The sequence below is a fragment of the Acetobacterium sp. UBA5834 genome (genome assembly GCF_002435675.1).
GTDB lineage: Bacteria > Bacillota > Clostridia > Eubacteriales > Eubacteriaceae > Acetobacterium > Acetobacterium wieringae.
Genome location: NZ_DJGY01000055.1, coordinates 55,919 through 71,304, shown reverse-complemented (window position 1 = coordinate 71,304; position 15,386 = coordinate 55,919). Strand labels below are relative to the sequence as shown.

10 protein-coding genes and 1 other RNA gene are annotated in these 15,386 nt (G+C 45.3%); 1 reads left to right on the top strand and 10 read right to left on the bottom strand.

The genetic code is table 11. From position 1 onward, the window contains the following. Nucleotides 1-51 precede the first annotated feature (51 nt). From B3F51_RS11345 to dnaG, 9 genes are all read right to left on the bottom strand, one after another. Nucleotides 52-1,584 (bottom strand): FGGY-family carbohydrate kinase, encoded by a 1,533-nt coding sequence (locus tag B3F51_RS11345; protein ID WP_286947169.1) that lies wholly within the window; start codon nt 1,582-1,584, stop codon nt 52-54. A gap of 211 nt (nt 1,585-1,795) precedes the next feature. Next, on the bottom strand, nt 1,796-2,623 hold the full coding sequence (locus B3F51_RS11340) for a phosphoenolpyruvate hydrolase family protein (RefSeq protein ID WP_070370180.1): 828 nt from the start codon (nt 2,621-2,623) through the stop codon (nt 1,796-1,798). A gap of 13 nt (nt 2,624-2,636) precedes the next feature. Next, entirely contained in the window at nt 2,637-3,854 is a 1,218-nt protein-coding gene (locus tag B3F51_RS11335; RefSeq protein ID WP_070370179.1) for a Tm-1-like ATP-binding domain-containing protein, read from the bottom strand. A gap of 252 nt (nt 3,855-4,106) precedes the next feature. Further along, entirely contained in the window at nt 4,107-5,954 is a 1,848-nt protein-coding gene (locus tag B3F51_RS11330; protein ID WP_286947168.1) for a phosphoenolpyruvate hydrolase family protein, read from the bottom strand. Nucleotides 5,955-6,055: 101 nt separating this feature from the next. Further along, an RNA gene (gene rnpB, locus B3F51_RS11325) (RNase P RNA component class A) lies at nt 6,056-6,395 on the bottom strand. Between the two features lie 56 nt (nt 6,396-6,451). Continuing rightward, nucleotides 6,452-7,570: a Nif3-like dinuclear metal center hexameric protein gene (locus tag B3F51_RS11320; RefSeq protein ID WP_286947167.1), complete on the bottom strand. Its 1,119-nt coding sequence runs from the start codon at nt 7,568-7,570 to the stop codon at nt 6,452-6,454. Next, entirely contained in the window at nt 7,555-8,256 is a 702-nt protein-coding gene (locus B3F51_RS11315; protein WP_250935146.1) for a tRNA (adenine(22)-N(1))-methyltransferase, read from the bottom strand. Before B3F51_RS11315 ends, B3F51_RS11320 begins: the two co-directional genes overlap by 16 nt. A gap of 1 nt (nt 8,257) precedes the next feature. Then, nucleotides 8,258-9,322 (bottom strand): RNA polymerase sigma factor RpoD, encoded by a 1,065-nt coding sequence (rpoD, locus tag B3F51_RS11310; protein WP_148637578.1) that lies wholly within the window; start codon nt 9,320-9,322, stop codon nt 8,258-8,260. A gap of 88 nt (nt 9,323-9,410) precedes the next feature. Continuing rightward, nucleotides 9,411-11,189: a DNA primase gene (gene dnaG, locus B3F51_RS11305; protein ID WP_286947166.1), complete on the bottom strand. Its 1,779-nt coding sequence runs from the start codon at nt 11,187-11,189 to the stop codon at nt 9,411-9,413. A 221-nt stretch (nt 11,190-11,410) separates the two neighbouring features. Here dnaG and B3F51_RS11300 point away from each other — a divergent pair, with 221 nt between their 5' ends. Next, on the top strand, nt 11,411-11,668 hold the full coding sequence (locus B3F51_RS11300) for a hypothetical protein (protein ID WP_070370174.1): 258 nt from the start codon (nt 11,411-11,413) through the stop codon (nt 11,666-11,668). 123 nt (nt 11,669-11,791) lie between these two features. On the opposite strand, the gene nifJ is transcribed toward B3F51_RS11300, so the two are convergent. Continuing rightward, nucleotides 11,792-15,316: a pyruvate:ferredoxin (flavodoxin) oxidoreductase gene (gene nifJ / locus B3F51_RS11295; protein ID WP_286947164.1), complete on the bottom strand. Its 3,525-nt coding sequence runs from the start codon at nt 15,314-15,316 to the stop codon at nt 11,792-11,794. Nucleotides 15,317-15,386: the final 70 nt, after the last annotated feature.

The window sequence follows — 15,386 nt, the reverse complement described above, 5'->3', positions numbered from 1 at the left end:
TTTATGACCTCTTCTCTAACCCGTCGGTTCTTAACGTTTGATCATCTGAATTTAATCATACGACTGATATAAGGGTTTAACCCGACGATATAGTTGCTTATATAATTTACTATAAATTTCTGTATAGATTATTGCATTTTCCGGGTTGGGTTCAAAAACCCGGGATTTTCTAATCATCGCCGCACTGGCAGTGTGAATATCCGGATAATGATTTAAGCCCACAAAGGTGGCGATGGCGGCGCCTAAACCAGTTGTCTCAAAGGTCTGAACCCGGTACACCGGCCGATTAAAAATATCGGCCATGATCTGAGCCACCCCATCACTGCGGGAGCCCCCGCCGGATAGTCCGACAGCCTGAATTGGAACTTTTGTTTTGCGTTCAATCCGTTTTACCCCCTCCAGCAGGGCGTAGCCCAGTCCTTCGATGATGGCCCGGTAAATATGTCGTTTGTCATGACCCTCGCTAAAGCCGATAAAGGTCCCCCGGGCTTCCGGCCGAAAGGCTTCGCGACCCCAATAGGGCTGATGAACCAGGCCATCCGCTCCTGGCAGGGTCGTCTCCAGATAGCCCTCCAAAACCTCATGAATCGCTTGGGGATCAGACTGATCAAGAAATTCCCGGATATACCAATCGACCATCCAAAATCCGTGATAAATAGTCACTTCGGGATTATACGCGTCATTTTCCACCGCTGCAAAGGAAGGGTAGAAGGGATAGAGCTCCACATATTTTTTTGTGGTCACCTCCACCGTTGATTGGGTACCCAAAGAAATACTGGCGACCTCCGGTGTCAAAGCCCCGACACCAAGAGTTTCACAGCCTTTATCCGTCCCTGAAGCGACAATCGGCAAACCCACTGGCAGGCCAGTGACTGCGGCGGCAGTTGCCGTCAGATATCCGATGATTTCGCAGGAGTCGGTCAGCTCATAGCATTTTTCCGGCTCAACCTGAAGAATCTGCGTTTTGACGTTATACTTGCCACACCACTGTTTCTTTTTCGTATCAAAGGGCAGATGACCGGCAGTGTTGGAACGACTGTCAGCTAGTTTCCCAGTCAAGCGACTCAAAAAATAGGTCGAAAGAAAAACGACCTTGTAGGCTTGGGCCCAGATCTCCGGTTCCTGCATCTTGATCCAGTTGACATGAGCAGTTTGACTGAAGGATTTGGCGTAGGTGCTAAACCCAATACATTTAAAGAGCAGCGCATAGGGCCAGGGATAGGGCAGCGGTTCGGCTAATTCCCGGCGATCCAACCAACTGATAAAATTGCGCAGCGGCTCACCACTTTCATCCACCACCGTGATCACATCCCGCTGACAAGACACCGTCATTCCCCGAATGGTCAAAAACAGCGCCGGTGCGTTTTCCTTAAGCTCCGAAATCACTTTAACCAGGGCCTTCCAGAACATTTCTGGCGCAGCTTCTTTCCATTGGAAATGTTTCGAATAATAGCCCTTGAATAATTCTTCGCTTTTAGCCAACTCATTACCGGTCTCATCAAAAATAATTCCCCGAAGTCCTCGGGTGCCGCAATCGATGGTTAAAACTGAATTCGAATTTAGCATGCTTTTTGTGTTGTCCAAAATCCATTCTCCCGACATCAACTCATTTCGTATCATTATACCAAATAGTTTGAAAGTGTAAAACAAAAAGCGTTGAATAAAAAGAATTTACTTTTTATTCAACGCCTGGTTTATTGCATAAGTACCGTACCGACCAATTGTTACATCATGTGCTTATGTACAGTATGTGCTTTCTTTTATCAATGTCAATTACTTTTACCTATAATTAATTTTACAGTTTGATGTCTTTAAAATCCTTAACCTGTTTGGTGATGGCAATTTCGGTTGGTAGACGCTCGATGCTGGATGCGCCAAAGAAGCCGCAAACGCCAGTTGTACGATCAAGAACATACTTGGCATCTTCCGGTTCAGCCACCGGGCCACCGTGAACAATGACCATAATGTCCGGATTAATGGCTTTGCCAGCGTCACAGATCTCCTGGGTCAGCTTGACACAGTCGTCCAGGGTTTTTGCAGTTCCGGCCCCGATGCTCCCTTTGGTGGTCAGTCCCATATGGGCAACCAGTACATCGGCACCAGCTTTGGCCATTTTTTCGGCCTCTTCGACATTAAAAACATAGGGAGTCGTGACCAGATCCAACTCATGGGCTTTCCTGATCATCTCCACTTCCAGATCATAGCCCATATTGGTTTCTTCCAGGTTTTGACGGAAGACACCATCAATTAAGCCGACGGTCGGGAAATTCTGCACGCCGGAAAAGCCGGCTTCTTTAACCTGTTTTAAAAACATCTCCATATCTCTAAACGGATCGGTGCCGCAGACCCCGGCCAGAACTGGCGTATCTTTTACAATCGTTACTACTTCTCGGGCCATGTCCATAACAATGGCATTGGCATCGCCATAAGATAACAGCCCGGCTAAAGAACCCCGGCCAGCCATCCGATACCGGCCGGAATTGTAGATAATAATCAGATCAACACCACCAGCTTCAGCGCATTTGGCCGAAATCCCAGTTCCTGCTCCAGCGCCAACCACCGAAATTCCGTTAGCTTCCTGTTCTCTTAGCCGTCTTAATACTTCTTCTCGTTTTATTGCCATGTTAGTTTCTCCTTTATGCGTTCTTTTTTTCAATCATCGTAATCAGTTTCTCTGCCATTGCCAGAGCAAAGGCTTCGTCGTTGATATCGGTATCCATTTCCACCAGTTCGACTTGATCGTCGATGTTGGCCCGCAATTGGGCAAACAGTTCGGCATCTTCTTCCGGACCATAGAACGGTGCGCCTTCCACGTCAATGGCAGAAACTCCTTTTAGCGGAAGAAACAAAGCAACCGGGCCGGTGGCCATATTTAACTTGCTGGCAATGATTTTGCCCATCTGAGAACACTCGTCTACGGTGGTTCGCATCAGGGTAACGCTGGCATTATGTTTATAGAGGTTACGATCTTTATATTTTTCAGGAACGGTTTCAATGGCCCCAAAATTGACCATATCGAGTGCCCCCACCGAAACGACCTCGGGGATTCCCGCCTTGGCAGCCGCTTCCAGTCGGGTTGGCCCCGCTGTGAAGACCCCGCCAGCTACCTCATCACACCACTCGGTGGTTGTGGCATCAAATACGCCTTTGATAAAGCCCGCTTCAATCAGACTTTCCATAGCCATCCCGCCGGCACCGGTGGCATGAAATACCAGCACCTCATAGCCCTGATCTTCCAGATATTCTCTGGCCGTGGTAACACAAGGCGTCGTAACCCCAAACATGGTGGCTGCCAGCAAGGGTTTTTCTTCCTTAAGCTCAGGAATATCAAAACTGGCCATCCCGGCGATGGCATTGGCGGCATTGGCCAGAATATGATTGGAGATGCTGTTGATCCCGGAAATATCGACCACTGAATACATCATTGTGATATCTTTTTCACCAACATAGGGACGGGTATCGCCTGAAGCCACGGTAGAAACCATAATCTTCGGCACACCTACCGGCAAACTTCGCATCGCAAAGGTACCAATAGTGGTTCCGGCTGATCCCCCCAGACTGATGACGCCGTCAACCTTACCCTGGTCATACAGCTCTCTGGTAATTTTTGCAGCCCCGGCCATCATCACGTCAATACCCAAGCCGCGATCATGTTGCTGTTGCAACTCATCAAGAGATGATCCCCCGGCGATAGCAACCGCTTCACTGGTGATATCCGGCTCAAATAACGGCTCGCCCATCACCCCACAGTTGATCGTGGTGGTACTTAAGCCCTGCTTTTCAATCAATTCCTTAATAAACTGGAATTCATGACCCTTGGTATCAAAGGTTCCGACGATTAACACATTTTTCATTCCATGCCCCCCTTGTGATTTTTTACTTAACTTATTTGACTTGTTATTACTGCGAACAAATCTCATTTTATTAAGTCGCTTTGAATTTAATAAATTATTTAAATTTATTAAATACGCAAGGTTTATGCCAAAAATTAAAACGCTCAAATCCGCTGTTGCCGCCATTAAAAATGAATCAATGGGCAAGTGATTTCCCAGAAAAATATCAACTGGGCAATATTTTCTCAAATTGAGTAAATATTGCCCAGTCATTTAATCGGCGCCTTCCGATTCTGTGGATAAATGGTATTTCATGATTTTATTGTAAAGGGTTCGTCGGGAAATACCGATTCGTTGGGCTGCTTCGGTGCGGTTCCATTGGCAGGCTTTAAGAATTTCCCGAATATAATTACTTTCCAGATGTTCCTTGCTGGTTAACAGCATCTCCGGCCCATGAACTTCAAGCGACTGGGGTTTGCTTCCGGATTTTGGTTTGTGCAATTCTTCCACCACCATGTCATCCCGCCTTATGTATTTGCCTTCACTGAGGATCACCGCCCGCTCCAGTACATGTTTGAGTTCACGAACATTGCCCGGCCAGGGACATTCCATCAGATAGGCCATGGCATCCGGGGCCAGTCGCTTCTCTTCCAGCTGATACTTTATTTTGAATTCGTCCAAAAAGCGATTGCAAAGTAATGGAATGTCCTCGGTATGCCGCCGTAACGGTGGGGTGTTAATTTCCACCACATTCAGCCGATAGTAAAGATCCTCCCGGAAATGATTGTCAGCCACCGCCTGTTTAATATCGACATTGGTGGCACAGACAATTCGCACATCGACAAAAATAGTTTTTTCGCCGCCAACCCGTTCAAACTCCTGTTGCTGAATAATCCGCAGCACCTTCGCCTGGAGATCGACATCCATTTCCCCAATCTCATCCAGAAACAGGGTGCCATTATTGGCCAGTTCAAATTTCCCCAGCCGCCGTTTATCGGCCCCGGTAAAGGCCCCCTTTTCATGGCCAAACAACTCACTTTCCAATAAATTTGGTGGCAAAGCGGCGCAATTCACCTTGATCAGCGGACCCAGACAACGTTTACTGTTAAAATGCAATGCCTTGGCCACCAGCTCTTTACCGGTTCCGCTTTCTCCCTGAATTAGCACATTAACATCCTTGTCGGCCACCTTATTGATCAGTTCATACATATCCTGCATGATTACACTTTGCCCGACAATCTCATCAAATCCCCGCTTTTTCAGCAGTTCTTTCTTTAAATGCTTATTTTCCTGTTTTAATTTATAATAATTTTTAAACTTGTCGGTCGTTTCCGAAATCGCCAGTTCAGTGGGAATCCGCTCAAAGCTGGAGCCTCCAATATAACCGATAGTCTGGGAGTTTTTATAAAAATAATAGGCATCCTCCGGTGAATTGATGGGCCCTCCATAAATCATCTTATAGGTGCGGGGATTAATCTCATCGACGGCCGCAAAAATTGCTTCTGTCATTTCCAGGCATTCATTGATGGTGGAAAAAACCTTGCCGGATTTCTCACCACCCCGGGTCCAACCAAAATGGGCACAGACAACATCTACCCCTGCCCGGGTCATGGCCCGAGCCTGGATCTCATTAAAAACAAAAGCAATGGTAAAGAGGTTAGCGGCCACTGCCTTTGTCATAAATTCGATTTCCTGGTCATAACCCAGGCCCTTCTCCTCCAACCATTCCCGGAATTGCCCGTCAATCAATCCCACGGTAGGAAAATTATTGACGCCGCTAAAACCCAGATCCCGGACTTTTTGAATCAATTCCTGATGAGTGTAATTGGGGTCAGTGGCATTGATCCCACAGATCACGGCCCGATCTTTGAGTTTTGGCAGTATCTCCCGGCTGGAAAAATCGAACACCAACTCATTGCTGTTGGAAAATGGCATCATGCATCCAATCGACGGAATGCCCGCCGAACGAAAGCGACCAGCACTCAGGGTCAGCAACAAATCAGCCCCGCCCTTAACCGCCTGCTTGGCAAAAAGACCAGACCCCACCGCCACCCCAATCACCGGTTTATTCATTTTTAAACTATTATGGATCATTTTTTCGATGGCTTCTTTTTTCTTCATGGTATTCTCCCACTGAAAACTTTACTCTCATTATACAATCCCAGGTCAAAAAACGCAAAAAGACTATTGCAGAGTTCTGCAATAGTCTTAACTTACATTTGTGATTTACTAAATCTATAAGCCGAGTTCTGTTTAAATAGTCATCTATCTCGATTTATTGTTACCAATAAATTCTAGCGACCTACCATAGGACAACGACGAGCAGCCGTCTTTTACAGTCCGTTCTTGGTCTTGCTCCAGGTGGGGTTTACATAGCCGATGTGTTACCACACCGCTGGTGAGCTCTTACCTCACCCTTTCATCCTTACCATTGCTGGCGGTATACTTTCTGTTGCACTTGCCTTAGAGTCGCCTCCACCGGGTGTTACCCGGCACCCTGCTCTGTGGAGCTCGGACTTTCCTCAACCGGATTACTCCGGGTGCGACTATCTGATTTACTAAATCACTATAGTATACACTGTCCTTGCGCAAATTTCAAGCCTTTTTTGCTATACCCTCTAATAATTCACAATAAAATCCCGGGACGACTCCGCAACAATCATTTCCGGGCAGGCGTCCTCCAAACCGGCTGTCAGCATTTGTTTAAGACAGTCGGTTACCCATTTCTCAGTGCCGTAATGACCAGCATCCAGCACCCAGATGTTGTTTTCCAGAGCCCGTTGCCCGTCGTGATGTTTGAGATCCCCGGTGATTAGCACATCGGCTCTTTTGGCTTTGGCCAGACCAATCATATCCGCTCCAGCGCCGGAACAGATAGCCACCCGACGAACAATCTCCGGAACCTTACCGGCCCCTCTTAAAGTGGGGAGATCCAACCGTTTTTTTATTTCGGTAATAAAATCGACGGCTCCGATAGGCTGACTTAATATCCCAATTTTTCCGAGTCCGTTTTCATTCATTAAATCCCCATTTTCCAGCGGGATCACATCATAGGCCATCGCTTCGTAGGGATGATTTCTTTTTAGGGCCGCAATCAGATTCTTTAATTCAGGCGCCGCTACAATGGCTTCAATCCGATCTTCCGAAACGCTGGTCATCTTATCTACCGCCCCAATAAATGGTTTGGCGCCTTCCTTCGGGCGAAAAGTACCGGTTCCGGAGGATCGATAGGTGCAATAATCGTAATCACCGATGGCCCCGGCACCGTTTTTACCTAATACCTCGATGATTTTATGACTGGCTTCCACCGGCGTAAAGACGACCAGTTTATAATACCTCGTCGGATTTGAGGGTTCCAGAGTTTTAATCTTTTCAAGGCCGATAATCTCGGCCAAATAGTGGTTAAGCCCCTTGGCGGCCTTATCCAAATTGGTATGGGCCACATAAACAGCGACGTCATTTATAATCAATTGGGCAATCATTTGGCCTTTTTCGCCGTCACAGGATACGGTTTTTAAGCCATTAAAAATAAATGGGTGATGGGCGATAATCAGATCGGCTTTTTTTACAACCGCTTCATCAACTACATCAGCCGTAACATCCAGGGTCAACAGAATCCGGTTAATACACTGTTGCCGCGATCCGACCTGAAGGCCGACGTTATCCCAGCTTTCAGCCAGTCTTTCCGGGGCCAGGGCTTCAATGGTCTGGATGATTTGATTTAGTTTGACAGACATTTTTTCACCTCATTCAGTTTTTCGATAAACCTACTACTTTCCTGAAATTGCTTGGCCGCCACCGCCGTGGTTCTTCCCCGGGTACTGGTTACAATCTGTTGTTCCAAAAATATTTTTCGGTCGATCAGAGCACCCAGCAAAGGATGCTGATGCCTATAATACTCAAAACCCAATTCATATTCCAATGGGGTGGTAACAATCATCGCTCCCGGCTCGGCCACAATGATCTCATAAACCCGATCGCCTTCCCGAGCCAGCTCTTCCCGGGTAATTAAAAACCCCGCTGTTTCCAGATATCTTCGTAACACTGCCTGATTATTCATTGGCTGCAAAACCAGTTTTTTTGCCGCTCTGGCAACAGCTGGCTGGGCTTTTAGCAGATCCCGGATCAGGAGCCCCCCCATCCCTGCCATAACAACAACCTCAACCTCGCCAGGTTTAAGCACAGAAAGACCCGAACCAAGTCGGGTCTCGATCTGTTTTTGTAATTGTTGGGCGTCGATAATTTTTTGAGCTTTTTTCAGTGGTTGCTGGTTAATGTCGCTGGCGATGGCCCTGCAAACACCCTTGTTTTCTACCAGGTACGCTGGCAGGTAACCATGATCGGTGCCAATATCCGCCATCGAGCAGGCCCCGGTCACACAACCGGCAATCACCTCAAGCCTTGGACTTAATTTAATCTTCATTTTAGGTTAAGTAATCCTTCAATTTCTTGCTGCGGCTGGGGTGTCTGAGTTTACGCAGCGCCTTGGCTTCAATCTGTCGGATCCGTTCCCGGGTGACGTTAAACTCTTTGCCGACTTCTTCAAGTGTTCGAGCCCGACCATCATCGAGACCAAAACGTAATCGCAGCACCTTTTCTTCACGTTCGGTCAGGGTATTTAACACTTCAATCAGCTGTTCTTTCAGCAGTGCATAGGATGCCGCTTCAGCTGGTGCCGGGGCCTCTTCATCGGGAATAAAATCACCCAAATGGCTGTCTTCTTCTTCCCCAATCGGGGTTTCCAAAGAAACCGGATCCTGAGCAATTTTCTGAATTTCCCGAACTTTTTCTTCAGAAAAACCCATTTCCTTGCCGATTTCTGCGGGGGTTGGTTCCCGCCCGTATTCCTGCAGCAATTGCCGGGAAACCCGGATCAATTTATTGATGGTCTCGACCATGTGTACCGGGATTCGGATCGTTCTGGCCTGATCGGCAATGGCCCGGGTAATCGCCTGGCGAATCCACCAGGTAGCATAGGTACTGAATTTAAAACCCTTGGTATAATCAAATTTCTCAACCGCCTTGATCAAGCCGAGGTTTCCTTCCTGAATCAGATCGAGAAACGACATACCCCGGCCCACATAACGCTTGGCGATACTGACGACCAGTCGCAGGTTGGCTTCAGCCAATTCTTTCTTGGCCATCTCATCGCCTGCTTCCATGCGGCGAGCCAGTTCCATTTCTTCATCGCCGGTCAGTAAGGGTACCTTCCCGATTTCTTTTAAGTATAAACGAACCGGATCATTGACACTGACTGAATCTGCCAGTTCAAGTTCTTTCTGGTTCTCTTCCTCAAGTTCCGCCGCTTCCAGGGCTTCCAGTTCGAGATCGGTAAAAGCGATTTCGATCCCTTCTTTTTGCAGATACAAATAGATTGAATCAATTTCTTCAGGGTCAAGATCCGCCTTATCCAAAATTTCTTCAAAATCGTGGTTATTTAAATTTCCTTTTGATTTCCCCCGCTTTAACAGCTGCTGCACCTCCGGCATCAGCTCAATGGCGACTTTTTCGATTTCAATGATGTCGTCGTCAATATCGATGATCACATCGTCGGTTTTTACTTTCTCGAGTTTCATTTTAGTGCCTCCCGTTTTCTTTCATCATTTTCTTAATCTCTATGAGTTGATTGGTGAGCCGTGCCACCTCATCGTCATTACCAGTCGTTGACTCCCGCTTAATTTGTTCGGAAAGTCGGTCGAGTTGAGCTTCATTATAAAATCGATTCATTATTTCCAAAGCATCGTGATAATCTGACCGGGAGACTTCATCCTCGTTCATCATGAACTCAACTAATTTTTTAACTTCTTTGGAATCTTCAAAATGTGACATCATCTGATTAACTTCAATCCGGCTGCCGGTTTTCCGCTTTTCTAAAAGAACGCTGATCAGTTCCTGATAGAACGAGTCGGTCAGAAAGTCAATCGGAACGTCATCGATAATTTCCGGGTTTTTTAAACAGTAGCGAATCACCACTTCCTGAGCATTTTGGTAGGCCCTGGGAATTTTTTGTGGCGTTACCACATTATGGGTCGATTCAACCAGTTGAACTGGATTATCCGGCCGTTTTTTTGAGCGCATGACCTCGCGTCTTATCACTTCCTGATTAATTCCTGTTTCACCAGCCACCATTTTGCTGTAGTAATCAACTTCCAGTGATGTCTCCAGCTGCTTTAGTACGTTAATTGCTTCATTGCCATAGCGGAGCCGTCCATCGGTTTGAGAAAGATCATTGTGTTTTTTTAGTAATCCCAATTCATATTCAACGATGGTTAAGGCCTTGGCGACCGCATCCAAAAATCCCTGTTGACCATATTTTTGGACAAAGGAATCTGGATCCTCATTGCTCGGCAAGTTTAATATTTTAACATTTAAGCTGGTCTTTTTCAAGATATTCATGGCTTTTTCTGTTGCCGATTTCCCTGCACTGTCGCCATCAAAGGCAATGATCACTTCATTGGCATAGCGCTCCAGAATTTTTCCATGAAATGGGGTAAAGGCCGTTCCCAATGCTGCTACGGTATTTTTGATCCCTTTTTCATATAAAGAGATCACGTCCATGTAACCTTCCACAATCACGATCTGCCCGTCATCCAAAAAGTTCTTACAATGATTGAGATTATAAAGCTCATAACTTTTGGAAAAAATTGGGGTTTCGGGGGAGTTTAGGTATTTGGGCCCATTTTGTCCGGTTGTCATCAAACGACCGCCAAACCCAACAATCTGTCCCCGGGGGTTAACAATCGGGAACATAATCCGATCGCGGAAGCGATCATAATGTCGTTTGCTTTCCGAGGCCAGAACCAGACCCGAATCCAGCATTTCCGTCAGGGTAAAGCCTTTAGTCACCAGAAAATCGGTCAATCGGCTCCAGTCCTCACTGGCATAACCTAACCCAAATTCGCGGATGGTTTCCTGAGAGATGCTGCGCTGACTTAGATATTCCCGGGCAGATGGTGTCGTTTTTAAAATTTTATAATAGTAGTTTGCAGTCTGCCGATGCAATTCATAGAGCCGCTTCTTTTTTTCATAGGCCTGATGGTCTTCCTGTTGATTCTGTTTTTCCGGCAAAACCATATTTACCCGAGCGGCCAGAAATTTGAGGGCATCCATGAACGGTAATTTTTCCATTTCCATAATAAAGGTAATCACATTGCCTCCGGCTCCACAGCCAAAACAATGATACAGCTGTTTTTCCCGGGATACCGTGAAAGACGCTGTTTTTTCATTATGAAACGGACATTTTCCTTTGAATGAATTGCCCACCCTCTTTAAGGTCATGTAACCCGAAGTCACATCCACAATATCATTGGCGTCGATGACAGATTGGATCACTTCTTCGGAATAGTAAGTCGTCATTTGTTTTTTCCTTTTGTAAAATTAAAGTCTTGACTTTTTAAGGGTCTATTATCTCTATTCTAAGTAAAATGCAATTCTCCTTGTTTTAATATCCTTTATTTTTATATTTAAACAAAAATAAAGTTTCATTAATTTTTTAAAAAATTGTTATCGATGGATAATAGTTGATTATTTGGGTAATAAAAAAATTAATCACAATAATATTAGAAAGAGGTGTTCTTATGGAAAAGAAACGTATTATCGAAGCCATTCATGAACAAGTAAAAGCTGCCGATTTTGATGATCATGGCAAAGCAGTTCTCAGTATGAAAGATGTCGCAGATGGTCAATTAATCATGGATGTCCTGGAAGAATTAAAATCAGACACAACCTTCGATTTTGATTTTGATCTGGACAAAATGGAACTCACTGTCCATAACCCGGAAGATGATCTGGACGGATTTATCAGACGGCACCCATCCCCACAAAAGTGCAAATAGTGTTCCTTTTCCGATCGACAATTTGTGGTAAGTCCAATAAAAAAGCTCCCCTGGGATTGCCCACGGGAGCTTTTTTATGATCGACACGAAAAACCCTGCGGGTCTCTCGTGTCAAAAATTTAATTACATTTCTGCTTTTTGTTTGTAACCTTGGTAACGTTCCATTGCTTCTTCTTTTGCTTTATCATAAAGAGTTGCTGAAACTTCCGGGAAGGTCAGTTTTAATGAGGTGTATCGAACTTCTGAATCCAGGAATTCGGTGAATTTATCCATATCCGGTTCTTTGGAATCAAGGATAAATGGATTTTTACCCTCTTCTTTCAGGGTTGGATTGAATCGGTACAGATGCCAGTATCCCGATTCCACAGCAAATGCTTCATGGGTTTGGGTACGGCTCATACCACCTTTGATACCATGGTTGATACAAGGCGCATACGCAATGATTAGTGATGGACCATCATAGGCTTCAGCTTCCTGAAGGGCTTTCATAAATTGATTTTTGTCTGCGCCCATGGCTACCTGAGCAACATAAACATAACCGTAGGTTGCCGCCATCATACCAAGGTCTTTTTTCTTGATTCGTTCACCAGCGGAGGCGAATTGTGCCACTGCTGCGGTTGGTGTTGACTTAGAAGCCTGACCACCGGTGTTGGAGTAGATTTCGGTATCCAGTACGAATACGTTGATGTTTTTGCGTGACGCTAAAACATGATCCAGTCCGCCATATCCGATATCGTAAGCCCAGCCATCGCCACCAAAAATCCATTGGGATTTTTTGATCAGGTATGACTGATTGTCCAGAATAAACTTGGCATAGGTTGCCAGTGCTTCGCTTGGTGTATAAGCAGTTAAGACTTCAACCAGTTTAGCTGAGGCAATTTTGGAAGCTTCCGCATCTTTTCTACTGTCAATCCAGGCTTGCGCTGCTGTTTTAACAGCTTCTGGAGCATCGCCAGCAATGATTTCTTTTAGATAGTTTTCAATGGTATCAGCCATTTTTTCAGTTGCCAGCATCATCCCGAAACCATACTCGGCATTGTCTTCAAATAAAGAGTTGGCCCAGGCTGGTCCTTTTCCTGCGGCATTTTTGCAGTAAGGTGTAGAAGGTGACGATGCTCCCCAGATTGATGAACAACCGGTAGCATTGGCAACCAGCATGCGATCCCCAAACAATTGGGTAATGGTTTTAATGTATGGTGTTTCACCACAACCGGCACAGGCTCCGGAGAACTCAAGCAATGGCTGACAGAACTGGCTGCCTTTAACAGTCGCCTTATTCATCAGGTTATCTTTAATCGTAACCGTGGTCGCATAGTTCCACATTGGGATTTGATCTGCCTGCGTATCGATTGGTTCCATTTCCAGGGCTTTGGTTTTAGCCGGACAAGCATCCTGACAGTTACCGCAACCAGTACAATCAAGGGTGCTGACCTGGATTCGGTACTCTAAGCCATCAAATTGTTTTCCGGTCGCTTTAACAGTGGTAAAGCCTTCTGGCGCTGCCGCTTTTTCACCAGCATCCACTAACACCGGACGGATGGCAGCATGTGGGCAGACAAATGAACACTGATTACACTGGATACAGTTTTCAGGAATCCATTTTGGCACATTAACAGCGATACCCCGTTTTTCGTAGGCTGAAGAACCAGACATAAAGGTTCCGTCTTCCACGCCAGTAAAGGTTGATACCGGAATATCATCACCTTCCAATCGGTTGATCGGACGTAAAATCTTTGTGATGAATTCTGGTACATTTTCTTCAGTTGCTTCGTCAGCTTTAAGTTCTTTCCAGGCAGCCGGAACATCGACTTTAACCAGCGCATCAATCCCCTGATCAACAGCAGCATTGTTCATATCAACAATTTTTTGACCTTTTTTACCGTAAGATTTTTGAATTCCCGCTTTAGAGAAGGCAACCGCATCTTCAATTGGAATAATGTCGGCCAGTTTAAAGAACGCTGATTGCATAATCATGTTGGTACGACGGCCCAGCCCAATTTCTTCCGCAATTTTAGTCGCATTGATAATATAGAAATTAATGTCATTATCAGCGATGTATTTTTTTAATGACGCTGGTAATTTTTCATCCAATTCGGCAACATCCCAGACTGTATTAAGCAGGAAGGTTCCGCCTTTTTTCAATCCTTTTAACAGGTCATATTGGTGAACATAGGCTTGGGTCGAGCAGGAAACAAAGTCAGAATTTACAATTAAGTAAGTTGACTTAATCGGTTTTTTTCCAAACCGCAGGTGAGAAACGGTAACCCCACCAGATTTTTTACTATCATAGGAGAAGTAACCTTGAGCATATAAATCGGTATGATCCCCAATAATTTTAATGGCTGATTTATTAGCCCCAACGGTTCCGTCAGATCCCAGACCCCAGAATTTACAGCCTTTGGTGCCTTCGGGAACAGTATGGAGATTTTCACCCAGTTCCAGATTGGTGTGGGTGACATCATCAACAATCCCGATGGTAAATTTATCTTTTGGCTGTGCCAGTTTTAAATTATCATAAACGGCTTTAATTTGCGCAGGAGTGGTATCTTTTGAGCTGAGTCCATAGCGACCACCAACAATCAGTGGTTGGAATTCTTTGCCATAGAAGACGGTGCAGATATCTTGGTATAAAGGCTCGCCTAATGAACCTGGTTCTTTGGTACGATCCAGTACGGCAATTTTCTTAACGGTTTTTGGCAATACTTTTAGTAAATATTCCGGCGCAAACGGTCTGAATAAACGAACCTTGATCAAGCCGATTTTTTCGCCCTGTTTCAATAAATAATCGATCGTTTCTTCAATCGTATCGGTTACCGAACCCATTGCAACGATGATATTTTCGGCATCGTCAGCACCATAATAATCAAATAAGTGGTATTCCCGACCGGTTTCAGCCGATATTTTTTCCATATAATCAGCAACAATTTCTGGAACCTTATCATAGAACGGATTACAAGCCTCTCTCGCCTGGAAGAAAATATCCGGATTCTGAGCGGTTCCTCGAGTTACTGGGTGTTCGGGATTTAAGGCCCGGTTTCTGAATTCTTGAATCGCTTCAAAATCGGCCAGCTTTTTAAAGACATCATAATCGATCACTTCAATCTTTTGAATCTCATGTGACGTTCTGAAACCATCAAAGAAGTGCATAAATGGCACCCGGCTTTTAATGGCAGCCAGATGAGCAATCGCAGCCAGATCCATTACTTCCTGGACACCACCGGATGCCAACAAGGCAAAACCAGTTTGACGACAAGCCATAACATCGCCATGATCACCAAAAATAGACAAAGCTTGGGCTGCCAACGTACGGGCGGTAACATGAAAAACGCCAGGCAACAATTCGCCAGCAATTTTATACATATTCGGGATCATCAGTAAAAGTCCCTGGGATGCAGTAAAGGTGGTGGTTAAGGCACCAGCTGCCAGCGAACCGTGAACCGCACCAGCGGCACCACCTTCTGATTGCATTTCTGAAACTTTGACAGTTTCACCAAAAATATTTTTTCGTCCCTGAGAAGCCCAAACGTCCGCATATTCGGCCATTGGGGATGAAGGGGTAATTGGAAAAATAGCTGCAACCTCAGTAAACGCATAGGCAACATGAGCAGCTGCTGTATTTCCATCCATTGTCATCATTTTTTTAGGCATGATTTTCCTCCTTGAAATTAAAACAAAGTGTTTTTATTGATGGTTTAAATAGCAAAATTTTATCTATGAA

Bases quoted from the DNA above. Each gene is read 5' to 3' on its own strand.
- B3F51_RS11340 (WP_070370180.1), bottom strand. From the start codon at position 2,623: ATGGCAATAAAACGAGAAGAAGTATTAAGACGGCTAAGAGAACAGGAA.
- B3F51_RS11335 (WP_070370179.1), bottom strand. From the start codon at position 3,854: ATGAAAAATGTGTTAATCGTCGGAACCTTTGATACCAAGGGTCATGAA.
- B3F51_RS11330 (WP_286947168.1), bottom strand. From the start codon at position 5,954: ATGAAGAAAAAAGAAGCCATCGAAAAAATGATCCATAATAGTTTAAAA.
- B3F51_RS11320 (WP_286947167.1), bottom strand. From the start codon at position 7,570: ATGTCTGTCAAACTAAATCAAATCATCCAGACCATTGAAGCCCTGGCC.
- B3F51_RS11315 (WP_250935146.1), bottom strand. From the start codon at position 8,256: ATGAAGATTAAATTAAGTCCAAGGCTTGAGGTGATTGCCGGTTGTGTG.
- rpoD (WP_148637578.1), bottom strand. From the start codon at position 9,322: ATGCCGGAGGTGCAGCAGCTGTTAAAGCGGGGGAAATCAAAAGGAAAT.
- dnaG (WP_286947166.1), bottom strand. From the start codon at position 11,189: ATGACGACTTACTATTCCGAAGAAGTGATCCAATCTGTCATCGACGCC.
- B3F51_RS11300 (WP_070370174.1), top strand. From the start codon at position 11,411: ATGGAAAAGAAACGTATTATCGAAGCCATTCATGAACAAGTAAAAGCT.
- nifJ (WP_286947164.1), bottom strand. From the start codon at position 15,316: ATGCCTAAAAAAATGATGACAATGGATGGAAATACAGCAGCTGCTCAT.